The sequence below is a fragment of the Sphingobacterium sp. IITKGP-BTPF85 genome (assembly GCF_001006065.1).
Classification (GTDB): domain Bacteria; phylum Bacteroidota; class Bacteroidia; order Sphingobacteriales; family Sphingobacteriaceae; genus Sphingobacterium; species Sphingobacterium anhuiense.
Window position 1 is genome coordinate 22,522 of sequence record NZ_ASZT02000028.1, and the last position, 25,475, is coordinate 47,996.

Here is a 25,475-nt window from a genome sequence, read left to right on the forward strand (position 1 = left end):
AAATACTGTATCAAAATGGCACACGAACTTTTGGCAAAACTGGCGAATAAAGAAATTATTTTTTCAGATGTTTTGAACTACATAGCAGCTCGTTATGAGCACACCCCTACTGCATTTACGAATGGAAATCAAGTAAATCAAGAGACGGAAAATCAAGGCAGTGCAAAGATTCTTGCTTTTGCTAGTTTAAACAATTTAGATAAAGATCAGACTCTTGCCCTATTTGCGGAACATTATGAGGCTGTTTTAAATGATCCTGATGGTGATAATCATCAAACATACGTCAATTTATGATTAGTGGCTGGGATGGCGTATCGTTTAGCGGTGTTGTTTTAACGCTGAAATTAGAGGCCTGATAATAAAAAAGCCGTTATTTTCATAACGGCTTTTTTTATGCAATAAAACTTGGACCTTGTCATTGATTAATGCGAATGTTCTCCGGAATTAGTCATTTTGGCTAATAAAAAGAATGCCCCTTTTTGAACAATCTTCGTATGTTCATCTAATTCTTTTATAGGAGTAATTGCGGTATATCCTCTTGAGGAAACTCCTTTAACAACCGGAACTCTTTCATATTCGTTACCTACTTCTCCATGGTTGTGGTCCGCATGATCTTCGTGACTATGGGTATCAGCTTCTTTTGGTTCTGATCCATGTGCTTTATGGTCTTCCTTTAATATGAAAATGTAATCTTTACCTTCTGCACTTACAATACAATCTGTGGGAACAGCAAGTGATTTTTCATCTCCAATAACAACTGTACCTTGAACCTGCATGCCATTAATAAGTCCTTCTTTGTTGCCTAAAACCTGGGCATGAACTGCGATTGCATTGGTCTCTTTTTCAAAAGCCTGTCCGAGCTGATCTATTTTTGCTTCATATGAAGCATTAGCGTTGTTAACAGGAGAAAATAGAATTTTTTGCCCTTTTTTCACTTTTGAGAAATCTTTTTCATATACATACATATCCACATGCAATGCATCATTATTGACAATTTCTAAAATTGGCGAAGACGCCTCGATACGCGTCCCAATCAATCCTTGAATCGAAGCCACCACTCCCGAGATTGGCGCCTTAATCGTAATTTGTGAAGAAATGTGCAAAGACCCTCCTCCGGATGACAGCTGTCGTGACAAACTGTTCTTTTGAGCTTTCAAATTGGCTAGTTCGACCTCAACTTGCTGTAGCTTTTTTAAAGGTGCAGCGTTTCCTTCTACCAATTCCTTCTGACGGTTGACTTCAATCTGAGTTAATGAAATCTGATTGTTAATCAGTTGTAATTGCTCTTGCATTTTAATCAGATCTGGATTGAGCACTTTTCCTAAAATCTGTGCTTTCTTAACAAAATCTCCCGGTCTAGCGTAAAGTTCTTCCAAGACTCCACATATACAGATGTCACGTAGGCTTTTTTATCATTCGGCACATCAAGCACACCATTGAGTACTAAGCCATTACTTAGCATCTGATAGGATAAATTTGTATAGGTTAATCCTACCTGCTTTTCTTGGGCTGCTGTCAATGTAAGCGCCTCTTCCTCATGCTCTTGCTCCCCTTTCTCTTCTGTTTGCTGTTTTTCAGTTGAAGTATTGGTTTGACATCCTAGAGCGATTACGCTACTAGCAAAAAATAAACTATATCGAATTAAAAACTTTAGTTTCATGATACTTAATTTGAATGGTAATATTGATATTGAATCACACTTTGATTGTACGCATTCAAAGCTGTTAGGTAATTTATTTTTATATCAATGGACTGTGATAGAAATTGGATAAGATCTGCGTAACTGATTTCACCACTTTGATAGGCTAAATTGGCAGCTTTCATAATGCCCTCGGATTGCTTTAATCCGGATTGTTCATAAAACTGCAATTGCTTCTCATTTTTGGTGATTTCCTTCTTTGCATTACCTTGTTGCGCTGTAAGGCTTATTTTCAGCTGCTCCAATTCTTGTCTTTCTATTGCCGTCTCCAATTCAGCTATTTTAACTTTATTATGGTAATATTTATTAGAGAATAAAGGCATATTCATCGTTAGTGATATACCGGTAACAGGATTCCGTTGTCCCCAAAGTTTTTGGGAGAAAGCTCTACCAGAAAAATCTGGCAACTTGGTTTTTTGCTCCATTTTGGTATTTGCTTCAGCCATCTCTATTGATTTCTGCTGTATTTTAAGCAAAGGATGATCACCTATTGAATCTGGCAATTGAAAAGCACTTATTTTTTGCAGCGCACTCTTGATCGGTAAAATCAAGTTGTTGTTATTTAATAAAACGCTGAAGTTTTGTGCGGCAATGGCTAAATCCTGCTCATTTTGTAGCATAATGGTTTTATTTTCTTGCCATTTTGTTTCTGCCGCCATCTGCTCCAAACCGGCGGCTTCCCCTGTTTTTACCCGAAGTTTTGCGGATTCAAATAATTTTTGATGGGTACTGTCCAGCTGTAGAAAGAAAGCTTGTCTAGCTTCTAGATAAATAAGCTGATAGTAATTTAAAGATACATCCCTTATCAGTTGTTTTTTCGCATCTTCTCTTTGCTCCAAAACCATTTGGGCATTCTTTTTTAAAAATTCTTTTCTAGCCTTATAAAACCCAGGCCAGGCGAAATCTTGACTTAACCCAACTTTCCATAATCCATTTGGCTCTAAAGGGGAGAAATCTTCATTCTCTACAAAAATTCCTGTTTTACCATCAAAAGACTTCTGTTGGTCAATCTGTGATTTTTCAAGTTCTAATGCTGTGTTTTTAAAATTGAGATTGGCGTCCAAAGCTTGTGCTATCGCTTCTTCCAATTGAATCCTTTTTGGATTTTCTTGCGCTAAACTTATTGTAGAAAGTGATAAGAAAGCCAGCACTAATGATGTTATGATTGTCGATTTCCCTATTTTCATTTTCTTAGTATTAAAAAATAAGACATATAAACAAGGTAATACAAAAAGTGTCAAAAATGTTGCAGACAACAAACCTCCTATGACAACTGTTGCCAACGGTTTTTGTACTTCTGCTCCAGCTCCCGTACTTAGAGCCATTGGTAAAAACCCTAATGAAGCCACTGTCGCCGTCATCAACACTGGTCTGAGTCGAATTTTTGTCCCTTCCCATACCCGCTCAAATACATTGGAAATTCCTTCCTTCTCCAATTGATTAAATGTGGAAATTAAAACAATACCATTCAGTACAGCTACTCCAAATAATGCTATAAACCCTACACCTGCGGAAATACTAAAAGGCATATCGCGGATTAATAGTGCAAATACTCCACCTATTGCACTCATAGGTATGGCTGTGAAAATTAGTAAGGATTCTTTAATTGACCTAAAAGTCAGGTAAAGTAATATAAAGATAAGGAACAATGCGCCCGGGACTGCTAGTGCTAATCTTTTAGAAGCTGCATTTAGATTTTCAAATGTCCCACCGAAAGTATAGTAGTAACCTGTTGGCATCACATCCATCTTTGTCAGTTTTTCCTGAATCTCATTTACTACTGAAGTAACATCGCGCTCTTTTATATTAAATCCGATCACGACAAGTCTCTTCCCTGATTCTCTGCTGATCTGTGCAGGGCCATCTTTTATACTAATGGTTGCCAGTTGGCTCAATGGAATCTGATCTCCATCCCCAGTTAAGACTGGTAGGTTTTCAACATCGGCCATTGACGTTTTATATGCGCTATCTAAACGAACAACAAGGTCGAATTTCCTTTCATTCTCATATATCGATCCTGTGCTTGTGCCAGCGAAAGACATAGCAATAACTTTATTTAAGTCCTTGACTGTTACGTTGTGCAGGGCTAACTGTGTTCTGTTGTAAACAATCGAGATCTGTGGTAGCCCTGTTGTACGTTCAATCTGTGGTGCTGAAGCTCCTTCAACACTTTGTACAACTTGACCTACACGACTTGCAATCGTTGCAAGTGAGTCTATATTTTCACCAAATATTTTTATGGCAACGTCCTGTCTCACACCTGTCATCAATTCATTAAATCGCATCTGAATAGGCTGCGATGCTTCAAAGAATACACCTGGAATGACGGAAAGTGAATCAAGCATGCGCTCTGCTAGTCCCGTATATGTATCCCCGGATTTCCATTCTGACATTGGTTTCAAGGTGATAATCATATCTGTTGCCTCGGGCGGCATTGGATCTGTCGGGATTTCGGCACTACCTGTTTTGCCTACAACAATTTTTACTTCGGGAAATTTTTTAATAATTTTCGCAGCCTGCATGGATGTTTCTATACTCTGTGAGAGTGAAGATCCTTGTGGTAAAATACAATGAAATGCATAATCTCCTTCTTGTAATTGCGGTATAAATTCACTGCCCATTTTACTAAATAGGAAGCCGGAAAAACCTAAGAGTGCTACTGTTAATAATAATAGTGTTCTTCTTATGCGGACAGCCTTTTGAACTAATGGTGCATACCATTGTTGCAATTTGGCCATCATCTTATCGGCGAAAGTAATTTTGTGGTGAGGCTTTTTGGATAAAAACAGTGCACTCATCATCGGTATATAGGTGAGTGATAATAATAGCGCTCCTATAATGGCAAAGCTAACGGTTTGCGCCATAGGGCCAAACATTTTCCCTTCGACCCCTACCAGTGTTAATATGGGTATATAGACAATGAGGATAATAATTTCACCAAATGCGGCGCTATTTCTGATTTTTGAAGATGATTGGTATACTTCCTCATCCATCTCAGCCTGATTCAGGACATGCTTACTTTTTCTAAGCCCCAGATGATGCATAGTTGCCTCCACGACAATTAAGGAGCCATCGACAATTAAACCGAAATCGATAGCGCCCAGACTCATAAGGTTGGCACTTACCCCAAATAAACGCATCATTCCTAATGCAAACAACATTGATAATGGAATTGCCGAAGCTACAATTAAGCCTGCTCTCAGGTTTCCTAGAAAAATGACTAAAACAAAAATGACGATCAGGGCACCTTCAATCAAATTTTTCTCAACCGTTCCAATAGCACGATTAACCAGATCTGTTCGGTCTGAAAAAGCTTCAACTACAACATCTTGAGGTAGAGATTGTTTAATTCTTTCGAGTTTTTTCTTTACTGCTGCGACTACTTCTGCGGAGTTCTGGCCTTTTAGCATCATAACAATGCCGCCTACGGCTTCTTTTTCTCCATTATAAGTCAGTGCACCATAGCGTACTGCAGCACCTTCACGTACTTCTGCGACATCCCTAATATAAATAGGGAAGCCATTTTTATTTTTTACAGCAACATTGCCGATATCTTCCATGGATGTCAAAAGACCAATACCCCGTATAAAATAAGCACTGGGTTTTTTATCTATATATGCGCCACCTATGTTTTGATTATTTTCTTCCAGGGCTGCAAATATTTCATTGATTCCGACACCGGTAGCTTTTAATTTATACGGATTAACAGCAACTTCATACTGTTTTAGTTTTCCACCAAAACTATTGACTTCAGCAACACCGGGCGTTCCATATAGTTGTCTGGCGATAATCCAGTCTTGCATTGTTCTGAGATCTGTGGCAGTATACTTTGATTCAGCCCCTTTTGCAGGATGAATAACATACTGATAAATTTCACCAAGCCCCGTACTAATCGGCGCTAATTCTGGACTTCCGAGACCTTCCGGTATATTTTCCTTTGCTTCCTGCAGTTTTTCGCTGATCAATTGCCTTGCAAAATAAATATTGACATCATCGTCAAAAACTGCGGTAACAACTGAAAGTCCAAATCTGGATATCGAACGTAATTCTACCAGATCCGGTAGATTTGTTAATTTTTGTTCGATCGGATATGTGACGAATTGCTCCACCTCTTGCGTTGATAAGGCCGGAGAGCTTGTGATTATTTGTACTTGATTATTGGTAATATCTGGGTTAGCATCTATGGGAATGTGCAATGCACTCCATAGTCCCCAGATGATCCATATCAGTGTAAAGAGTCCGATAATAATTTTATTACGGATACTGAACCTGATGATTGCGTTCAACATAATATTTTACTTAAAATAGCTATACAAAATGCTCATCATGAAGATAAGCGAATGAAAAGTAGTCAACTAAGACTTTATCGTAAAATTATGCGAGCTGGGGCGGTTGCCAAATACTAGAGTAATCAAACGAATATAAATTGGTTTCGTACGCAATTTTTCGTTTTGATTCTAGTAATACTATAATAAAGGAAATGGTATTTGTTTGTTCGATATTCAATACAGTAGAACAACAAGAGCAGATGCAAAAAGGTGAGCAATAGTCCTGATGTTCATCAGAATGACCCTTATCTTGCGTTCCGGTTATGTGTATAGCCGTGGCCTCCTGCACTTGGTCTGCACAAGGAACCATCGTTAACCCGATGAAGTATAAGCATAATATATAGACGAATATCTTCAAATTTATCGATTGAATCTACTACAAAAATAATAAATTAATCAAGAATATGAAATTAAACGGCTATTTTTAATTTTCACACATAACTGTAAGTTTTTATAAAAAAATGTAATGAAATAAGATTAATTTTTATATATTAGCAATTCAAAAGGGAAAATTTACTATAATACATGTCAAACACTTTTAACGAATTCATAAATTACGTTGAGAAACGCAATCCGAATGAACCAGAATTTCTACAAGCTGTACAAGAAGTTACAGAGGATTTAATTCCATTTATTTCTAAAAGTCATCCAGAATTACTTAAGCTGAAAATTTTAGAAAGATTAGTTGAACCTGAGCGCGTTATTTCTTTTCGCGTTGCTTGGTTAAATGACAAGAACGAGGTTGAAATCAATAGAGGTTACCGCGTGCAGATGAGTAGTTCTATAGGTCCATATAAAGGTGGATTACGTTTTGCTCCTTCTGTCAACTTAAGTATCTTAAAATTTTTAGCTTTTGAACAGGTGTTCAAAAATAGTTTAACAGGTTTACCTATAGGTGGCGGTAAAGGCGGTGCAGATTTTAATCCGAAAGGAAAGTCAGATGCTGAAATCATGCGTTTCTGTCAAAGCTTTATGACCGAGCTGTTTAGACATATCGGTCCGGATACAGATGTACCAGCTGGAGATATCGGCGTTGGAACACGAGAAATTGGTTATTTATTTGGCCAGTATAAAAGATTGCAAAATGCATTTACAGGCGTATTAACAGGCAAAGGAAGTTCTTGGGGTGGATCTTACACGAGACCGGAGGCTACTGGTTATGGTTTACTTTATTTTGTTGAATGCATCTATGATTTCAATAATCAGGATTTAAAAGACAAAATCGTTGCTATTTCAGGTGCTGGAAATGTAGCGTATTACGCTGCTGAGAAATCAATCCAATTAGGTGCTACGGTAATTACGCTATCAAATAGTCAAGGAACAATCTATGATGAAGAAGGAATTACTTCTGAAAAATTAGCGTACATCGGAACTATCGGACGTGATTTAGATCAATATGTGGTTAAATATCCGAATGCAAAGTATTTTACAGACAAAAAGCCTTGGGCGTTTAAATGTGATATTGCGCTACCTTGTGCTACTCAAAATGAGCTAACAAAAGAGGATGCGTTAACATTAATTGCTAATGGCTGTCAATGTGTAGCTGAAGGTGCTAATATGCCTTCAACAGCAGAAGCTATCAAAGTCTTCCACGATGCGAAAATTAGTTTTGCACCAGGGAAAGCTGCTAATGCAGGCGGTGTAGCTGTATCTGGCTTAGAAATGTCGCAAAATTCTATTCGCCAACAATGGACTAAAGAAGAAGTCGATTGTAAATTAAAAGATATCATGGTTAATATTCACAAAACTTGTGTTAAATATGGTCATGACAAAAATTACATCAATTATTTAAAAGGTGCAAATATTGGGGGATTCCTGAAAGTTGCCCGAGCAATGACTGAACAAGGCATCGTTTAATTTAACGTTGTATTTTTTCCATATAAACGGTTAATCCCTAAGTGGATTAACGTTTTTTATTTACTTTGTAAAAAATAGCAACATGAGAATATTAGCAGAATTACCACATCCTGATTGTAAGATATCCATCTTTGGTATGAATCAAAAGTTCATCATTAAGTTTGAACAAGGGACATTGGAACAGTCATATAAGATTGCAGAAACCGATATCGTAGGCGGTGTGAATGGTGTCTTCGAATTACTGGATGAAACCTTTATCGCGGAAGTGTTAAACCACTTCAGTATCATGCGAAAATCCTTTATTGTTGCCTTTGATCGATATGATTCATAGGTTAATAAATTTGACACAAAATACTTATTATCAATTCATTAGAAATTGATAACATCTAAAACAAAATTAAATTTGGTCATAAGGTATGCGTATTTCTGTATTTTCTACAACATAGCTAATTTAGTTGCACCTCGAGTATATGTAAGCTGTGTAAAGCATTGTAAAACAAAGAGCTACATAAGTACACAAAATATAATTTGGTTTAATAAATAAGTGCTTTTAACAAAAAAGGATATCCGACTGGATATCCTTTTTTTGTACGTTAGCTATTTATTTTTCAAAAAATCATCTATTTCGGGCGGAACATTTGAGCAATGGAGCCCTTATTTTTCCAGACATCTCGAACGATAGTCGAAGAGATATGGGCAAGTCCACTCCTGCTCATCAAGAAATAGGTTTCGATCTGCGGAGCTAACAATAAATTGTTTTGTGCAATGCTATTTTCAAATTCAAAGTCAGCAGAATTGCGAAGTCCTCTTAGCAAGAAATTAGCGCCGACCTTTTTACAGAAATTAATCGTTAACCCTTCAAATGAAACGATTTCAATTGCCGGATGATCTTTGAAAACAGCCTGAATCGTATATAACTTGTCTTCTACAGTTAATAAGCCCTGTTTGGCACTATTTACTCCAACTGCGATATAAATCTTATCAAAAAGAGGTAAAGCACGCTCCACTAAGTCTTGATGTGCTAATGTAAAAGGATCAAAGGATCCTGCAAAAACAGCAATCTTCATAATTTAAATAGTATAAAATGAAAATGATGAATATCCATACTTCCGCTTTTCAATAAAATTTGGATGTGGATCCATTTCCCGGGTGGAAGGATGTTCAATAATCAATAAGCCTTCTTTATCCAAAAGTCCGCTATCTAAAATAAGGTGTGCCAGCTGCGGCAGTTTTGGAATATCATATGGTGGATCAGCAAAGATAAAATCAAACTTACCTTTGGCTGTTTGAATATACTTGAATACATCTGCTTTTTTAGCTTTTATAGTGGATATGTTCATTTTCTTTGCTGTATCCGTAATATATTGAACGCATTTAAAATGCAGGTCTACTGATTCAACTGAAGCTGCGTATCGAGAAGCTAATTCAAAACTGATATTACCAGTACCTGCAAATAAATCTAAACAATTCAGTTCATCAAAATCCAGTCGGTTTTGTAGAATATTAAACAAAGCCTCTTTTGCGATGTCTGTAGTTGGTCTTACTGGTAAGTTTGTGGGTGGATTAAGACGTATACCACCATATTGCCCTCCTATTATTCGCATAGTATCGCGTCAAATAATGTATTATATTTTTTAAAATTGATTCCTTCGATATCCTTATTGATATGAGCCTTACTTTTAGATTCTAAGTGCGCTATGGTTGTCGAATATCTTTCTAAACATTTACGATAGGTATCGTTAGGTATTTCACCTGATACCAGCACTTTAGAAACTTGATCTGTTAGTGAAAATTGTTGTATAATATTTAAAATGTAGTAATTTAAATCATCTGCAAAATGCACATCAAAAGAATTATACAACATGAATTGCCCATTTTGAAACAAGTATAAATCTACCAAATGATCGGATACAAAATGTACACCTAAAACGGAACCTCTAATTGGAACAAGATCTTGGGCCTGATCTAATATAATGCAGAACTCAGGGAAAATTTCTGCATCAGGGAAAAGCGCTTTCCATCTATTATATAAGATGAGATCGTATTCAAACACGGCAACAATTCCCAAATTTTTCATTTCATAGGTGTGAATATGATTGGGAACATGTTCTACCAAGTATGGTGCATATTCGCTTAATCGATCTTCTTGAAAAACCTCCTTAGGAATGAATGTTAAACTTTGATGAGGAATGACCACCTTAACATATCGAAAAGGTAAACTTAGGATTTGAGTAGCATCCAATTTTGGGTTTTCGGCGTCATATTCTAGCAACAGATTCAGATTTAACTGCTTGTCCGTAACTGCAATTACATCTTTGCTAAAACCCGCTTTCGCAGATAAGGTGTATTCTGGCAAAAAATGGATATTAAACTTCTCCGATATATAATTCATATTTATGCTTTCCAAATTCAATTATTAAATTGTACAACCTAACAAAATTAACTTTTCTAAACGATAAGACAAACCTTTTAGATAACTTTGATGGTGCTTATTAAAGATTTATTGATCCAACGCTTTCCTTGGACAGCGACTCCGCAACAAAATTCTGTTTTTGAACTGTTAGCTCAATTTCTGAGTTCTTTTCATACGCAAGATTGTTTTGTATTAAAGGGCTATGCCGGAACAGGTAAAACAACGATCATTTCCGCTCTAGTGAAAACCCTTCCTTATATCAAGAAGAAAGCGGTCTTGCTTGCTCCTACGGGTCGAGCGGCAAAAGTAATGAGTTTCTATTCGGGTAGACCTGCACTGACCATCCACAAGAAAATATACCGTAAGAAAAATGCGGTTTCTTTTCAGCTGGATTTCACTTTAGCTGAAAACCTGCATGAAGATACATTATTTATTATCGATGAATCTTCCATGATATCGAATGAAAGCGTCAACATGTTTTCGAAAAGCTTATTGGACGATCTTGTGAAATATGTACGAAGCGGTAAAAACTGTTCGATCATGTTTGTGGGTGATACCGCCCAGCTACCGCCGGTGGGTCTGTGGGAAAGCCCTGCTCTTAATCCGGCTTATTTAGAGCATGAATTTTATTTTCACCCTTATACCTTCGAATTGACAGATGTTGTTCGGCAACAGAAAAGTTCTGGAATTCTTTTTAATGCCACAAAGATCCGTCAGGAAATAAATCTTGAAGAGCTGGAAGGCACCTACCCTTTCCCTAAATTCATAACAAATGGATTTAAAGATATTTACCGAATGACAGGTGAACGTTTAATTGAGGGAATTAATTATGCATATGATAAGTTCGGAATCGAAAATACAATGATAATCTGTCGTTCCAATAAGTCTGCTAACTTATACAATCAGCATATCCGTAACCAGATTCTATTTCGAGACGAGGAGATTACAGGTGGGGATCATATCATGGTCGTACGCAATAATTATTTTTGGCTTCAAGATAATGGGATTGAAAATGGCTTTATTGCTAATGGTGATATGGCGAAAATAAGAAAAGTAAGCAACGTGCATGAGCAACATGGATTTCGTTTTGCGGATATTACTCTTGAATTTATGGATACTCAAAATCAAGAACCAATAACCTGCCGTGTTATTCTGGATAGTCTCTATACAGACAGCCCTAATCTTCCTTATGAGGAACAGAAAAAACTGTACGAGGCAGTGGCGCTGGATTACGAAGATATTTTCTTAAAACAGGATCGACTGGAAGCGATTAAGAAAGATCCCTATTATAATGCGTTACAGATAAAATTTGCTTTTGCGATTACCTGTCACAAGGCTCAGGGTGGACAATGGCCAGCTGTTTTTGTCGACCAAGGCTATTTGACAGATGAAATGTTGACTACCGAGTTTTTAAGGTGGCTATATACTGGAATTACCCGGGCTACAGAAGAGCTCTTTTTAGTCAATTTTAATGAAAAGTTCTACTCTTAGGGCTCTTTAACTAAAATTTTACAAGACTTGCTTCTTTCTCATGTGATTACTTAATACTTTTGATTTATAAATTTCACATAAAACTAAAGAATGAATAAGATTTACTTATTCTTAGGACTGTTGCTATCATGTTTTTATGCTACAGCCCAAGAATCAACCTCACCACCTAAAGCAAACTACCTGTTAGCGTCAAAATTTTCGCCAGATAGGCTTAAGAAAATGATTTTTTCTACTACGGTTAAACCAAATTGGATAAACTTTTCTGATCGCTTCTGGTACGATTTCACTACACCTCAAGGAAAAAACTGGTACCTAGTGGATCCTGCTGCCAATAAAAAAGAAACACTTTTCGATAATGAAAAATTAGCGGCACAAATTACGAAGATTGTAAAAAATCCATTTGATGCTCAACATCTGTCTCTTCAGAATTTAAGATTTACAAAAGATGAGAAGAAAATCAGATTTGAGGTTGCCAGTACGAAAGATACAGTAAAGTCCAAAGAAGAGATTGAGAAGCTGAAAGTGAAAACTGACACGATAAAAAAGAAGCTTTTCTATCTGGAATATGATCTGGCAACACAGAAAGTCATTGAGCTAAGCGATAAATCAAAAGAGAAACAGCCTTTATCATGGGCAACTTTCTCTCCTGATACCAATACCGTCTACTTTGCTAAGGACTTTAATTTGTACTGGATGGATCGCGCCAATTATGAAAAAGCGGTTAAGAATGAAAAAGATTCAACAATTGTAGAACATCAGATCACTAAAGATGGCGTACAATATTATGCTTGGGCGGGTGATGAATATAGCACCACTACAGGCGACGATAAGAAAGATGAAGATCTTGTGAAGCGCAAGCGTGTATGGATGAACTGGTCTCCTGATGGTAAGCATTTTGTTATTACACGTAAAGATAACAGAAGTTTAAACCCATTATGGGTGATTAATAACGTAGGAAGTAAACGTCCTACTTTAGAGACCTATAAATACCAGATGCCAGGTGAAGTAGATTCTACGGAAACTCAAATGTTCATCTTCAAGGCTTCTGATAAAACTTACAAACAGATAAAAGTTGATGCTTTTAAAAATCAAACGATAAGTAATTGGTCTAAAACCACAGATAAAAATAGCTACAAGGGTGATTATTTTATCAATTACTGGTTAGGGTCAAATGAGGCATTTTACATCGCACGTTCTAGCCGTGATTTGAAACGTATCGATTTGGTTAAGGTTAATATAGACGGCTCAATTAAAGTGTTAGTTGAAGAGAGATCTAACGTTTATCAGGATATCAAAAAGCCTTTATTAATTAATAATGGTGCTGAGTTTATCCATTGGTCACAACGTGATGGCTGGGGACATTTTTACCTGTATGATAATCAAGGTAATTTGAAACAGCAGTTGACAAGTGGATCTTTCAATTGTGAAGAAATTACAGGATCTGATATGGCAACAAGAACGTTGTATTTCACGGCTAATGGTCGAGAAAAAAATGAAGATCCGTATTATTTACATCACTACAGTGTGGGCTTTAATGGTGGAAATCTAAAATTATTAAACCCAGGAAACTTTGATCATCAGGTTGATGTCAGTGAAAGTTCTCGTTACTTTGTTAATAATTTTTCTAGGGTAAATACGATTCCAGAAATCGCTTTATACCATACAAATGGTAAGAAATTAATGACCTTAGAAAAGGCGGATCTATCTTTACTTTTTGCTGCTGGTTATAAGTTTCCGCAACCATTTAAAGTAAAAGCTGGTGACGGTATTACTGATCTATATGGTGTTATGTATAAACCATTTGATTTTGATAGCACCAGAACTTATCCCATTGTGGAATATATCTATCCTGGACCACAAACGGAGGCTGTAAATCAGTCTTTTGGTAGAAGCATGGATAGAATTGACCGATTAGCACAATTTGGCATGATTGTCATTACAGTGGGTAACCGTGGTGGTCATCCTGCTCGATCACAATGGTACCATACATTTGGCTATGGTAACTTAAGGGATTATGGATTGGAAGATAAAAAGGCCGCTGCTGAACAATTGGCAGACCGCTACAAGTTTATTGATATCAACCGTGTTGGTATTACAGGACATTCGGGTGGTGGATTTATGTCAACTGCAGCAATGTTGGTATATCCTGATTTCTTCAAAGTAGCTGTTTCTGGTGCTGGAAATCATGAAAATAACATCTACAACAGATGGTGGAGTGAAAGACATCATGGTGTAACGGAGAAAATTAGTGCCAAAGGCGATACTACATTTGCTTATCAGATCGATAAAAATACAGACTTAGCAAAAAATCTTAAAGGTAAGCTTCTGATTGCAACTGGTGATATTGATAATAATGTACACCCGGCTAATTCTATTAGAATGGTGAACGCTTTAATCAAAGCAAATAAGCGTTTTGACTTCTTGCTTTTACCTGGTCAACGTCACGGATTTGGTGATATGACAGAATATTTTTTCTGGAAAATGGGTGACTATTTTGCAGAATACCTAATCGGTGATTCAAAAATTGAAGAAGTCAATATGACTGAAATGAATAGAGAAATACCGTTGAGTAGATAATCAATGATTACAAAACAAAAATTAGAAATTTTTTCCGCTATCTATACTCAGTATCAGGTAGCGGATTTTTCTTTGGATATTTTACAAGGATTATCTTTACTTGATCTTTTGGCGCTGTCCACATATGAAGCGGATAAGCAACTTGCCTTTAGAAGCGCCTGGATGTTCGAGACCATTGTTTTAAAAGATAAAGCCTTGCTTGACAAGCGTAACTACCAAATGCTGATTAAAAATCTGACAGATTTAAATAATTGGAGCTGCGCTAGAAGTTATAGCAAGGTATTAATGTACATCACCTCTCCAAAGTAAATCATATCCGCTTGTCTGATGAAGAATATGATTGCATAATTGACGTCTCTTTCAAATGGTTAACTGATCCAAGTTGTCCGGTTGCTGTAGCTGCAAATTGCATGGATATTTTAGATCAAATGAGTGAAAAATATGCGTGGGTTAAAGAAGAACTTTATGCACAGGTCGAATATTTATTGAGAATAAACCCTACTCCAGCGATTAAAAGCAGGAGTTTGAAAATTTTGAAAAAGTACATCAAATAGGTTAAACTAAAATGCTATGACTTGCTTTCGCTCTCTTATCTTCAAGATTTAAGAGATGTCCACCATCATCATAGCATTTAATTAGTATTTTTCAGATAACTCTAGCACTAAAATAGTGTATTACCTTTATGTGAATATGCTCGCCCTAGGTGTCTAAAAGCAGCTTCAGTACATTCTCTCCCTCTCGAAGTTCGCATTAAATAACCTTCTTGAATAAGAAAAGGTTCATAAACTTCTTCAATTGTACCTTCATCTTCTCCTACGGCAGTAGCAATGGTTTTTAAACCAACAGGACCTCCTTTAAATTTATCTATGATGGTGGTCAGAATACGATTATCCATTTCATCTAAACCATTTTCATCCACGTTTAGGGCATTAAGTGCATATTTTGCTATCTCTCGCTCAATAGAACCTGTTCCTTTTATTTGTGCAAAATCCCGTGTTCTTCTCAACAGGGCATTGGCTATACGCGGTGTTCCTCTGCTTCTTCTTGCAATTTCATAGGCACCTTCATCTGTAATGGGTGTTTTCAGGATATCTGCAGATCTCAGTACTATGGTGGTCAATAACTTAACGTCGTAATATTGTAATCGCGCATTAATCCCAAATCGCGCACGTAATGGAGATGTTAATAGTCCTGAACGTGTTGTTGCTCCAATTAAGGTGAATGGGTTAAGCGATATTTGCACAGATCGTGCATTTGGTCCGGTCTCCAACATGATATCGATCTTGAAGTCTTCCATTGCTGAATAGAGGTATTCTTCAACAATCGGGCTTAACCGGTGGATTTCATCTATAAATAAGACGTCACCCTCTTCCAGATTGGTCAGTAATCCCGCCAGGTCACCGGGTTTATCCAGAACGGGTCCTGAAGTAATTTTAATACCTACGCCCATCTCATTGGCGATAATATTGGAAAGTGTCGTTTTACCCAATCCTGGGGGGCCATGAAGTAATACATGATCCAAAGACTCACCTCTTAATTTTGCAGCCTTAACAAAAATATTAAGATTCTCTAAAATTTTCTCCTGTCCCGTAAAGTCCTCAAAAGCCTGAGGTCGCAATACACGTTCAATGTCTCTGTCTGTATGACTTAAGTTTTCCGCATTTGGATCTAAGTGTTCATTCATTTACGCTTTCCTTTCTTCAATTTAATTATACTTTCGCGTCCAACTTGAAATCTTTAGTTGAATAACACCAAAAAAAGCTTCTTTAAAAATACTGGTACTCATTTTTGAAGTACCTTCTGTCCGGTCTGTAAAAATAATCGGTACTTCGACCACATTAAACTTATATTGTATCGCCGTAAATTTCATTTCTATCTGAAAGGCATAGCCCACAAATCGAATTTTATCAAGCGGTATACGCTCAAGAACTTTCCGTCTAAAACACACAAAACCGGCTGTAGCATCTTGGATATTGATTCCGGTGATAAACCGTACATAAACAGATGCGAAATAGGACATCAAAACCCTATTCATCGGCCAATTAACGACATTGACCCCTTTGATATAACGAGATCCGATACTCATATCTGCACCATCTAAGCAACTTTGTCTTAAACGAATTAGATCTTCTGGATTATGGCTAAAATCTGCGTCCATTTCAAAAATAAACTCATATTCTCGTGCTAATGCCCATTTAAAACCATGGATATAAGCAGTGCCAAGTCCTAATTTCCCTTTGCGTTCCTCCATGAACAAACGTCCTCTGAATTCCGCTTCAAGCGATTTTACGATTTGTGCAGTCCCATCTGGAGAACCATCATCAACGATTAAAATATGAAAAGGTACTGAGAGTGAGCATACTTTGCGAATTATTTTTTCAATATTCTCTTTCTCGTTATATGTAGGTATGATAACTAAACTATCGGCCACTTTAAAAACATTTTGTGTGTGGTAAAGTTACTAATTTTATTGGGATTTTGACGTGCGTTTAATTGGTATAATGAGGTGTTTTGCAAAATAAAAAGTCCACTATTTTGCAATAGCAGACTTTTATTAACCAATTATAAACTTAAATTATGAGACTACAAATATAGGATAAAGGAATGGTAAACCAAACTAATTTGCGGGTTGATGCGTCTTGATAACACAAAAATTACAAATACAGCGATTAGCGATCGACTTCGCCTAATACGATGTCCATAGAACCCAATATAGCGATCAGATCCGCAATTAAGGTTCCTTTTCCTAATTCAGGTAAAACGGAAAGATTGTTAAAACTCGGACCTCTTGCTTTCACACGCTTAGGAATGTCTGTCTTTTCTTGTGTTACAAAGTAAAATCCTAATTCACCTTTCGGATTTTCTGCTCTTACATAATAGTCCTGTGCTTTTAAATTCACCTTTTTAGGTACAAGTGCTCGTGGGTCAAATGTATCTGTACGCGGAAATTCTTTTAATAGTCTTTCCAAGCATTGTTCGATAATCTTAACAGATTCTTTTACTTCATCGACCCGGATTTTGTATCGGTCCCAGCAATCTCCGAGCGCTCCCATCTCTCCTTTTCCAACAGGGATTTCGAAATCAATTTCTGGATAAACAGAATAACCGTCAATTTTTCTCAGATCCCATTTGATTCCTGAAGCTCTTAACATCGGACCAGAAACACCATAATTGATCGCGACATCTGCAGGCAACACACCAATATTTGCTGTTCGGGATATGAAAATCTGGTTCTCGGTCAACAGTTCATCGAGTTCGACCAATTTTGGTTTAAAATAAGTTACAAATTCAGCACACCTTTCTTCAAAACCTACCGGTAAATCGTAAAATAAGCCTCCAACCCAAATGTAATTATAGAGCATGCGTGAACCGGATACCCATTCAAGCATATTCATGATATGCTCCCGATCTCTAAAACACCACATAAACGGCGTAAATGCACCTATATCAATTCCATAGGTACCGATACCAATTAAGTGCGATGCTATTCTATTTAATTCGCAGACCAGAACACGTATATATTCAACTCTTTTTGGTATTTTATCGTCGATACCAAGCATGCGCTCTACCCCCATTACAAATGCATGGCTATTATTCATCGATGATAAATAATCCAGACGATCTGTAAATGGAATACTTTTACCATAATTCATTGATTCCGCATGTTTATCAAAACAGCGATGCAAATAGCCTAAATGTGGAATGACTTCTTTTACAAGCTCTCCATCTGTAATCAATTGAAGCCGAAGCACGCCATGGGTAGATGGATGTTGCGGGCCCATATTAATAATCATTTCTTGAGAGCCAATGCTATCTAAATGTTGTTGGTATTTTTCTAAAGCTGCAGTATACTTCGTATGCGACATATTTTTGGTTATCCAGTTCTTATTTTATTTAATTGCTATGCCATGATAACTTTCAGGGTCTTGATAATCCTTTCTTAAGGGGTATCCTTCCCAGTCATCAGGGAGTAGAATACGTCTAAGATCAGGATGATTCGTGAAAAATATACCCATGAGATCAAAAGCTTCCCTTTCATGCCAATCTGCAGTTTTCCACACTGCGGCTAATGATGGTACTTCGGGTAATTGCTGTAAATCACGATCATTTGCAACGGCAACTTTTAACACCAAAGTGTGTTGGTATGGTATAGAGGTCATATGATAAGTTACCAAAAATCCAGCATCACCTAAATCAACTGCCGCAATATTATTTAAAAAATCAAAATAGAAGCCTTCTTGATCCCTCAGGTAATAACAGATTTGTTCTAAAAATGCTTTATTAACAAATAAAGCAGACTGCAAACCCGATTCCTCAATTTTTTCGATAGCCTCTTCCCCGAACTGCGCAGTTATTGATTTTGAAATTTCCTGTATATTCATATACTATGGTGCTAAACGGGTTATTTTCCATGAATCTGAAACTTTCTGAAAAGCAATCCGATCATGCAGGCGGCTTGAACGCCCTTGCCAGAACTCCATATATAGTGGTTTAATTAAGTATCCTCCCCAAAATTCGGGACGAGGTACTTGCTCCTGGTCTTTAAATTCTTCTGTTAGACCTGCCACTCTTTCTTCTAAAAAAGTACGGTTTGGAATGGTATCACTTTGAGGTGAAGCAATAGCGCCAATACGGCTTCCTTTTGGTCTTGACTGAAAATATTCATCAGAGTCTTCTACTGGTAATTTTTCTATCAATCCCTCAATACGTACCTGACGTTGCAATTCTGGCCAGAAAAATAGTACGGCAACATGAGGATTAGCATCCATTTCTGTTCCTTTACGGCTATTAAAATTTGTAAAAAAACTAAAACCGTTCTCTTTAAGATCTTTAAGCAAAACAATTCTGGAAGAAGGTAGGGAAAACTCTCCTACGGTTGATAAGACCATTGCATTGGGTTCAAGAACCTCACTATGAACAGCTTCGTTAAACCATCTTTCAAATTGCACTAAAGGATCATTGCTTACTTCGCTTTCACACAGATTACCTAATGCATAATCTTGTCGAATAGCGGCAATATCTTTATGTTCGATTGCCATGACTTTGATTTTTTGTATGTCACAAACATACTAAATTCACTTATTTTTATCGACTAATCTAGTATAAATTAATCTGCAAAATGACTTTGGCATTAATTTTATTGTATAATAAGTCTAATATGTATCGCAATGTTTAACGAACTTGACCCAAAGGCTGGCTGTTTATTAATATCTGAACCTTTTATGCTCGACCCGCACTTCGAAAGATCTGTGATTTTATTGTGTAATCATAATGAAAAAGAAGGTACTTTAGGATTTATTCTAAATCATAAGGTTGTTGGCTGTATTGGTGATTTGGTTGAAAAAATAGCGAATTGCACATTTCCACTACATATTGGTGGACCTGTAGCACAAAATGAGGTATTCTTTATCCACTCAAGATTTGACTTATTGTTAAGTGGTGACGAAATTCGTGAAAATATCTATTTCGGCGGAGATCCAGAATTGTTATTTTCACTTATTAATGATCATAAGATAAAAGAAGATGAAGTCAAGTTTTTCTTAGGGTATTCGGGCTGGCAACCAGAGCAGTTAGATAAAGAAATTAAGGAAAATAGCTGGGCTGTACAGAACAAGTTTTCAACGGGATTGGTGTTTGAAAAAGACACAGAACTACTTTGGAAACAATCTGTTATGAGTCTGGGACCCAAGTATGCTCATGTGGTTAATTTTCCGCAGTCTCCTAGTCTAAATTAAATTGTAATTTTTATGAATAATATATAATATTCACTATTTTTTAGTATATTTGTGTCATTAAGCAGAGTCCTTACGTTTTAAAACATATCAATTTTATCTTAATTCGAGATATGGCTTTCACCTTTGAATTTATTTAATGCGCTGACTTTTGTTTACTTAAACTGCTATAAATTGAGTAGTTTAATATGGTTTAATATTAATTTTAAATAAATAAATGAGTAGTTCAGAAAGTTTTAGCAAAAAAGAAAAAGAGAAGAAAAAGTTAAAAAAGAAACAAGATAAGGAACAAAAGAAAGAAGAACGAAAAAACAATACCGATAAAGGTAAAAGTTTAGAAGAAATGTTTGTTTATGTCGATGAATATGGAAATATAACTTCTACTCCTCCTGATCCAACAAAAAAAACAAAAATTAACGTAGAAGATATCGCGATATCAACTGCTAAATATGAAGCAAACCCTGAGGATTTAATCAAATCTGGTATTGTGAACTTTTACAATACAGACAAAGGTTTTGGTTTCATTCGTGATCTCAAGACTCAGGATAAAATATTTTTCCACGTTAATGGTCTGATTGATGCTGTTAAAGAAAACGACAAAGTAACTTTTGAAACTGAAAAAGGATTGAAAGGTATGAATGCCGTAAATGTTAAATTGCAAAAATAACATTCAAGGTTAACGATATTAAAAAAGGGATTTAATTCATTAAATCCCTTTTTTAATATCGTTATTTTAACAATTTTACTTCATAAAGATCCTTTCGTCGATCCTTCATCACCTTGACGGTTCCATATTCATGCAGGTCACGAAGTGCATATAAATCGACATCTGCAATTAGCACCATCTCGGTGTTTGGCGTAGCCTCTGCTTTTATCGCATTATTTGGAAAGGCAAAATCCGAAGGTGTAAATACGGCCGATTGTGAATATTGGATATCCATATTATTGACCCGAGGTAAATTTCCTACAGATCCGGCAATAGCCACATAACATTCATTCTCAATTGCGCGAGCCTGTGCACATGTTCTAACACGGATGTAGCCATTCTGTGTGTCTGTCATAAAGGGTACAAATAAGATCTGCATTCCTTGATCGGCTAGAATACGGCTCAATTCTGGAAACTCAACATCATAACAAATCAGCAAACCTACTTTCCCGCAATCTGTATCAAATACTTTCACTTCATTACCTCCGGTCATTCCATAATATTTACTTTCATTGGGAGTAATGTGAATCTTTTTAAATGAATCCAGTTTACCGTTACGGTGACAGAGGTAAGATATATTATATAGTTTCTTGTTTTCCATAATGGGCATGGAGCCAGCAATGATATTGACATTATAGGAAACAGCAAATTGTTGGATTTTATCAATAATTTCTGATGTCTTCTCTGCTAGTTTTTCCATTGCCAACCTTTCAGGCAATTCATTATACGGACTCATTAACGGTGAATTGAAAAATTCTGGAAACATAATAAAATCTGTTCCATAATCGCTCACGGTATCAACAAAAAATTCAATTTGATCAAAAAAAGCATCAATATTGTCAAATAAACGCATTTGCCACTGTACTAAACCTAATCGAATGGTTTGTTTGGTGGTAGAAATAGAACGTGTTTCTGATTCGTAATAGATATTATTCCACTCCAATAGGGTTGCAAACTCCATCGATTCTGAATCTTCGGGAAGGTAATGCTTCAATATCTTTTTGACATGAAAATCATTGGACAATTGAAAGGTTAACGTTGGATCGAAAATTTCTTTACGTTTCACTTTTTCAATATATGTCCTTGGACTCATTTTATCTGAATAATTGTGATAATTGGGGATCCTTCCTCCTGCTACGATAGATTTTAAATTCATCTGCTCACACAGTTCTTTACGTGCATCATATAAGCGCCTTCCTAATCTTAATGCACGATGATCTGGATGTACAAAGACTTCTATACCATAGAGCGTGTCGCCATCGCTGGTATGTTTTGAAAATTTTCCGTCATCAATAATTTCATAATAACTATCGTATATATTACTTTTTTTGAGTTTAAAATGATGGAAAGTGCGCAAGCTACAACATGACCGTCGATTTCTACACATAATTGTCCTTCAGGAAACATATCGATTAAATCGACAATATTTTCTCTTGTCCAGACATCTCCTACTCCCTGGTAAGCTTCGGTCATTGACCTTCTCAAATCAACATAATCTTTCTTCGTCAAGTTCCTGACTTGAATATCCATATAATATAATTTTAGTTATCTAAATTTAAACAAAATTCAAGCCTAAAAGCACAGTTCATGCGATATAAAAGAAAAAGAGCTAAAACCTACGGCTTTAGCTCTTTTGTAGAAGCTTATTTATTGCATTTTACAATGCGAAAAATTACGCTTGACCAGTTGTTCCACCAAATGGGAACGCAACAGTTGGATCACCACCGATTACTTCTGCATCAGCAGTTTGGTTTCCAGCAGCAATAGCGTCAAAGCGAATAACATTATCTTGTAATGCACCTAACAAACGTTTAGCATGTTCTGGTGTCAAAACGATTCTAGATTTCACTTTAGCTTTCGGCACACCTGGCATTACACGTACGAAGTCAATCACAAACTCTGTGTTTGAATGTGTAATGATCGCTAGATTTGAGTAGATTCCTTCTGCTACTTCTTCTGTCAACTCGATACTCAATTCGTTTTGATTTTGATTATTTTCCATAAAATTTATTATAAGTATTTAATATATATTATTCTTATTATTTGCTAAAAGTTCTAAAGTCCTGTCCTGCTTCAATATTCAATAATGTTTCATAGATCAGGCGGATGACATTGTCGACATCTTCTTTGTGCACCATCTCTACAGTAGTATGCATGTAGCGTAAAGGTAATGAAATCAATGCAGATGGCACACCTCCATTACTGTATGCAAATGCATCGGTATCGGTACCTGTAGAACGTGATGATGCTTGACGTTGGAAAGGAATTGCATTTTTTTCTGCTACCTGAACCAATAATTTGTTTAAATTAATCTGAACTGCCGGAGCATAAGATAATACAGGTCCTCCTCCAGATGATAAATCACCCTGCGTAATCTTGTTAATCATTGGAGTCTGAGTATCATGTGTCACATCTGTAACGATCGCAACATTAGGTTTGATACGCTGTGCAATCATTTCAGCTCCACGTAGACCGATTTCCTCTTGAACAGAGTTTACGATATATAAACCAAATGGTAATTTCTTTTTATTTTCTTTGAGTAAACGTGCTACTTCAGCTATCATAAAACCACCAGCACGGTTGTCCATAGCACGACCTACATAATAGCGGTCATTAAGGATGCTGAACTCATCTTCATAAGTAATAACACAACCTACATGAATACCCAAAGCTTCTACTTCGTCTTTGGAAATACAACCACAATCTAAAAAGATATTTTTTAATGTAGGTGCTTCTTCTTTCTCTCCTGAACGTGTATGAATTGCTGGCCAACCGAATACCGCCTTTACAATACCTTTATCAGTATGGATATTCACTTTTTTAGATGGTGCGATCTGGTGGTCGGAACCACCATTGCGAATCACATAAATTAAACCGTCCTTCGTGATATAGTTAACGAACCAGGAGATCTCATCAGCATGTGCTTCTATAACAACTTTATAGTCAGCTTCTGGGTTGATAACTCCTACAGCAGTACCATAGTTATCCGTGAATGTTTCGTCCACATATGGCTTTAAATAATCTAACCATAAGCGCTGTCCCTCCCATTCAAATCCAGTTGGTGACGGATTATTAATATATTTTTCAAAAAAAGAAATCGAGTCCTTTGTTACTATTGAAATATGTTTATTTTCTTTCTTCTTCTTGTCTGCCATGCTCCTAATTTTATTTCCGATGTCAAATTATGAAAAATTATAGTAACCACAAAAGTAAAAATTGAATTTATTTCATCTGTGCCCATATTGGGCACTTTTCTTACTTTTTTAGCTTTATTCCGATGCAATCATGAGCTGAAAATGATTTTAAACATTATATTTACGCTTGTAAAAAAATTAATAGACAATATGGAGAATTTATTCAGCGTCATACATTGGAATTTAGATCCTGAAATATTTAAAATTGGCACTTTTGGTCTTCGTTACTATGCTTTATGCTGGTTAGCGGCATTTGCGGTATCGTATATGATCATGCTTAAAATATTCAGAAATGAAAATAAGAGTCAAGAATTATTGGATCAATTGAGTATTTATATCTTTCTAGGAACTTTAATTGGCGCTAGATTAGGACATTGTCTATTTTATGAATTTGATTATTATAAAGATCATTTATGGGAAATGGTGTTACCATTTAAATTTGTAAATGGTCAATTTCAAATGACCGGATTTGCAGGTTTAGCGAGTCATGGTGGCGCAATTGGTATATTGGTTGCATTATACTTATTCTGCAGAAAAACGAAAACAAACTTTCTTTGGCTGGCAGACCGCCTTGTAGTGGTTGTACCAATTGCAGGAGCCTTCATCCGTTTGGGTAACTTTTTCAATTCGGAGATTATTGGTACACCTACCGATAAGCCATGGGCGATTGTTTTTGATCATGTAGATCAAGTGCCTCGTCACCCAGGACAACTTTATGAAGCTATTGCCTATATCATTATCTTCTTTATTATTGTTTACTTATTCAAAAATAAAAAGTTGCAAAAACCTGGTGCATTAATGGGACTCTTTTTTGTCTTACTTTTTTCTGCTCGACTTTACCTCGAAAGTTTCAAAATTGACCAGGAAGCATTTGAACAAGGAATGGCTTTGAATATGGGACAGCTTTTAAGTATTCCTTTCATAATAGGTGGCTTATATTTTATCTTTAGAAAGCCTAAAGAAATAAAACGTTAATTAGAGGATCTTTAAGATTGATATAAAAAAGCTTAGCATATGATGTGCTAAGCTTTTTTTATGTGAAATAATTTAAAATTATTATTTGGTTTTTTTGTATAATTCCCAAAAGGAAAACTACAAAATGGATTCCAATATACCCTCATCATTTTTTTATGACGATTTTACATTCATTTATTCGAAATATTTTCCATGATATTTTTCTTTTTTCTGTTGATAATCATATGGATGCTCCTTTGTAATGTGGTAGCCTTCACAAAATTCACAGTGATATACGTATCGTGGAGTTGCAGTTTTCGCACCGAAACCTTTATTTCGGTGCTTTCGTCGCACAGGATTTTTCAGCCATTTCCGAATCCTCCATTTTAGCCAATGAATAAAGAAAGTCGCTTCAGCGGCACCGTTGAACCTTACTTTCCCTGTTGCTCGGCACTTACGCCTTTCGATCACTTCGTTGATCTCGATACTATAAAATACAGTATCTACAAAATGTTTATAATTAC

At 36.3% G+C, this 25,475-nt stretch carries 25 protein-coding genes and 1 pseudogene; 10 read left to right on the forward strand and 16 right to left on the reverse strand.

The window, feature by feature from the left end; all coding sequences use genetic code 11:
* The first annotated feature begins 15 nt into the window (after positions 1–15).
* Positions 16–294 (forward strand): HopJ type III effector protein, encoded by a 279-nt coding sequence (locus L950_RS07885; RefSeq protein WP_231576978.1) that lies wholly within the window; start codon positions 16–18, stop codon positions 292–294.
* Positions 295–422: 128 nt separating this feature from the next.
* Here the strand turns inward: L950_RS07885 and L950_RS07890 are convergent, their stop codons facing one another.
* From L950_RS07890 to L950_RS37175, 4 genes are all read right to left on the reverse strand, one after another.
* Entirely contained in the window at positions 423–1,376 is a 954-nt protein-coding gene (locus L950_RS07890; protein ID WP_231576979.1) for an efflux RND transporter periplasmic adaptor subunit, read from the reverse strand.
* Complete coding sequence (locus tag L950_RS32415) at positions 1,322–1,660, reverse strand: hypothetical protein (RefSeq protein ID WP_231576980.1); 339 nt, start codon at positions 1,658–1,660, stop codon at positions 1,322–1,324. Before L950_RS32415 ends, L950_RS07890 begins: the two co-directional genes overlap by 55 nt.
* 5 nt (positions 1,661–1,665) lie before the next feature.
* Positions 1,666–5,988 (reverse strand): CusA/CzcA family heavy metal efflux RND transporter, encoded by a 4,323-nt coding sequence (locus L950_RS07895; RefSeq protein ID WP_021188208.1) that lies wholly within the window; start codon positions 5,986–5,988, stop codon positions 1,666–1,668.
* Positions 5,989–6,073: 85 nt separating this feature from the next.
* A complete protein-coding gene (locus L950_RS37175; RefSeq protein ID WP_409049524.1) occupies positions 6,074–6,385 on the reverse strand; it encodes a DUF6660 family protein in 312 nt (103 codons plus the stop codon).
* Positions 6,386–6,552: 167 nt separating this feature from the next.
* On the opposite strand from L950_RS37175, the gene gdhA reads away from it, so the two are divergent.
* Both gdhA and L950_RS07905 read left to right on the forward strand, forming a co-directional pair.
* Positions 6,553–7,884, forward strand: coding sequence for an NADP-specific glutamate dehydrogenase (gene gdhA, locus L950_RS07900; protein WP_021188209.1), 1,332 nt, complete (start codon positions 6,553–6,555; stop codon positions 7,882–7,884).
* Positions 7,885–7,966: 82 nt separating this feature from the next.
* The gene (locus L950_RS07905) at positions 7,967–8,215 is read left to right on the forward strand and encodes a hypothetical protein (protein WP_021188210.1); all 249 of its coding nucleotides are present in this window, start codon (positions 7,967–7,969) and stop codon (positions 8,213–8,215) included.
* Positions 8,216–8,504: 289 nt separating this feature from the next.
* On the opposite strand, the gene coaD is transcribed toward L950_RS07905, so the two are convergent.
* Genes coaD through L950_RS07920 form a run of 3 tightly spaced genes read right to left on the reverse strand, consistent with a single transcriptional unit; the run spans position 8,505 to position 10,276 of the window.
* Positions 8,505–8,951, reverse strand: coding sequence for a pantetheine-phosphate adenylyltransferase (gene coaD, locus L950_RS07910; RefSeq protein ID WP_021188211.1), 447 nt, complete (start codon positions 8,949–8,951; stop codon positions 8,505–8,507).
* Positions 8,952–8,954: 3 nt separating this feature from the next.
* Positions 8,955–9,488, reverse strand: a complete 534-nt coding sequence (gene rsmD, locus L950_RS07915) for a 16S rRNA (guanine(966)-N(2))-methyltransferase RsmD (RefSeq protein WP_021188212.1) — start codon at positions 9,486–9,488, stop codon at positions 8,955–8,957.
* A complete protein-coding gene (locus tag L950_RS07920) occupies positions 9,479–10,276 on the reverse strand; it encodes a DUF3822 family protein (protein ID WP_021188213.1) in 798 nt (265 codons plus the stop codon). The genes rsmD and L950_RS07920 overlap by 10 nt, the downstream gene beginning before the upstream one ends.
* Before the next feature lie 93 nt (positions 10,277–10,369).
* On the opposite strand from L950_RS07920, the gene L950_RS07925 reads away from it, so the two are divergent.
* The 4 genes from L950_RS07925 to L950_RS07940 all read left to right on the forward strand — a co-directional run bounded on the left by L950_RS07925 (position 10,370) and on the right by L950_RS07940 (position 14,919).
* Positions 10,370–11,788 (forward strand): ATP-dependent RecD-like DNA helicase, encoded by a 1,419-nt coding sequence (locus L950_RS07925; RefSeq protein ID WP_037524810.1) that lies wholly within the window; start codon positions 10,370–10,372, stop codon positions 11,786–11,788.
* Positions 11,789–11,878: 90 nt separating this feature from the next.
* Positions 11,879–14,365 carry a S9 family peptidase gene (locus L950_RS07930; protein ID WP_021188215.1) on the forward strand — a complete coding sequence of 829 codons (2,487 nt, stop codon included), beginning with the start codon at positions 11,879–11,881 and terminating at the stop codon, positions 14,363–14,365.
* Positions 14,366–14,368: 3 nt separating this feature from the next.
* Complete coding sequence (locus L950_RS07935; protein WP_021188216.1) at positions 14,369–14,674, forward strand: hypothetical protein; 306 nt, start codon at positions 14,369–14,371, stop codon at positions 14,672–14,674.
* Positions 14,675–14,685: 11 nt separating this feature from the next.
* On the forward strand, positions 14,686–14,919 hold the full coding sequence (locus L950_RS07940) for a hypothetical protein (RefSeq protein WP_021188217.1): 234 nt from the start codon (positions 14,686–14,688) through the stop codon (positions 14,917–14,919).
* Between the two features lie 107 nt (positions 14,920–15,026).
* On the opposite strand, the gene ruvB is transcribed toward L950_RS07940, so the two are convergent.
* From ruvB to pdxH, 5 genes are all read right to left on the reverse strand, one after another.
* Positions 15,027–16,049 carry a Holliday junction branch migration DNA helicase RuvB gene (ruvB, locus tag L950_RS07945; protein WP_021188218.1) on the reverse strand — a complete coding sequence of 341 codons (1,023 nt, stop codon included), beginning with the start codon at positions 16,047–16,049 and terminating at the stop codon, positions 15,027–15,029.
* Positions 16,050–16,070: 21 nt separating this feature from the next.
* The gene (locus L950_RS07950) at positions 16,071–16,796 is read right to left on the reverse strand and encodes a polyprenol monophosphomannose synthase (RefSeq protein ID WP_021188219.1); all 726 of its coding nucleotides are present in this window, start codon (positions 16,794–16,796) and stop codon (positions 16,071–16,073) included.
* A 238-nt stretch (positions 16,797–17,034) separates the two neighbouring features.
* Complete coding sequence (locus L950_RS07955; protein ID WP_021188220.1) at positions 17,035–18,231, reverse strand: NADH-quinone oxidoreductase subunit D; 1,197 nt, start codon at positions 18,229–18,231, stop codon at positions 17,035–17,037.
* Positions 18,232–18,255: 24 nt separating this feature from the next.
* Positions 18,256–18,747: an NADH-quinone oxidoreductase subunit C gene (locus L950_RS07960; RefSeq protein WP_021188221.1), complete on the reverse strand. Its 492-nt coding sequence runs from the start codon at positions 18,745–18,747 to the stop codon at positions 18,256–18,258.
* 3 nt (positions 18,748–18,750) lie between these two features.
* On the reverse strand, positions 18,751–19,404 hold the full coding sequence (gene pdxH / locus L950_RS07965) for a pyridoxamine 5'-phosphate oxidase (RefSeq protein ID WP_021188222.1): 654 nt from the start codon (positions 19,402–19,404) through the stop codon (positions 18,751–18,753).
* 129 nt (positions 19,405–19,533) lie between these two features.
* Here pdxH and L950_RS07970 point away from each other — a divergent pair, with 129 nt between their 5' ends.
* Together L950_RS07970 and L950_RS07975 are read left to right on the forward strand one after the other, a co-directional pair.
* On the forward strand, positions 19,534–20,100 hold the full coding sequence (locus L950_RS07970; RefSeq protein WP_021188223.1) for a YqgE/AlgH family protein: 567 nt from the start codon (positions 19,534–19,536) through the stop codon (positions 20,098–20,100).
* A gap of 214 nt (positions 20,101–20,314) precedes the next feature.
* On the forward strand, positions 20,315–20,764 hold the full coding sequence (locus L950_RS07975; RefSeq protein WP_021188224.1) for a cold-shock protein: 450 nt from the start codon (positions 20,315–20,317) through the stop codon (positions 20,762–20,764).
* A gap of 61 nt (positions 20,765–20,825) precedes the next feature.
* Here L950_RS07975 and L950_RS07980 read toward each other — a convergent pair.
* From L950_RS07980 to L950_RS07990, 3 genes and pseudogenes are all read right to left on the reverse strand, one after another.
* Positions 20,826–22,333 (reverse strand): annotated as a pseudogene (locus tag L950_RS07980) (GNAT family N-acetyltransferase).
* 142 nt (positions 22,334–22,475) lie between these two features.
* The gene (locus tag L950_RS07985) at positions 22,476–22,805 is read right to left on the reverse strand and encodes a DUF3467 domain-containing protein (RefSeq protein WP_021188225.1); all 330 of its coding nucleotides are present in this window, start codon (positions 22,803–22,805) and stop codon (positions 22,476–22,478) included.
* A gap of 37 nt (positions 22,806–22,842) precedes the next feature.
* Positions 22,843–23,958, reverse strand: a complete 1,116-nt coding sequence (locus L950_RS07990; RefSeq protein ID WP_021188226.1) for a M42 family metallopeptidase — start codon at positions 23,956–23,958, stop codon at positions 22,843–22,845.
* A gap of 189 nt (positions 23,959–24,147) precedes the next feature.
* Here L950_RS07990 and lgt point away from each other — a divergent pair, with 189 nt between their 5' ends.
* A complete protein-coding gene (lgt, locus tag L950_RS07995) occupies positions 24,148–24,972 on the forward strand; it encodes a prolipoprotein diacylglyceryl transferase (protein ID WP_031287135.1) in 825 nt (274 codons plus the stop codon).
* A 174-nt stretch (positions 24,973–25,146) separates the two neighbouring features.
* On the opposite strand, the gene L950_RS29690 is transcribed toward lgt, so the two are convergent.
* Positions 25,147–25,475 (reverse strand): hypothetical protein (locus tag L950_RS29690; protein ID WP_031287136.1); only part of this gene is annotated, 329 nt, incomplete at its 5' end.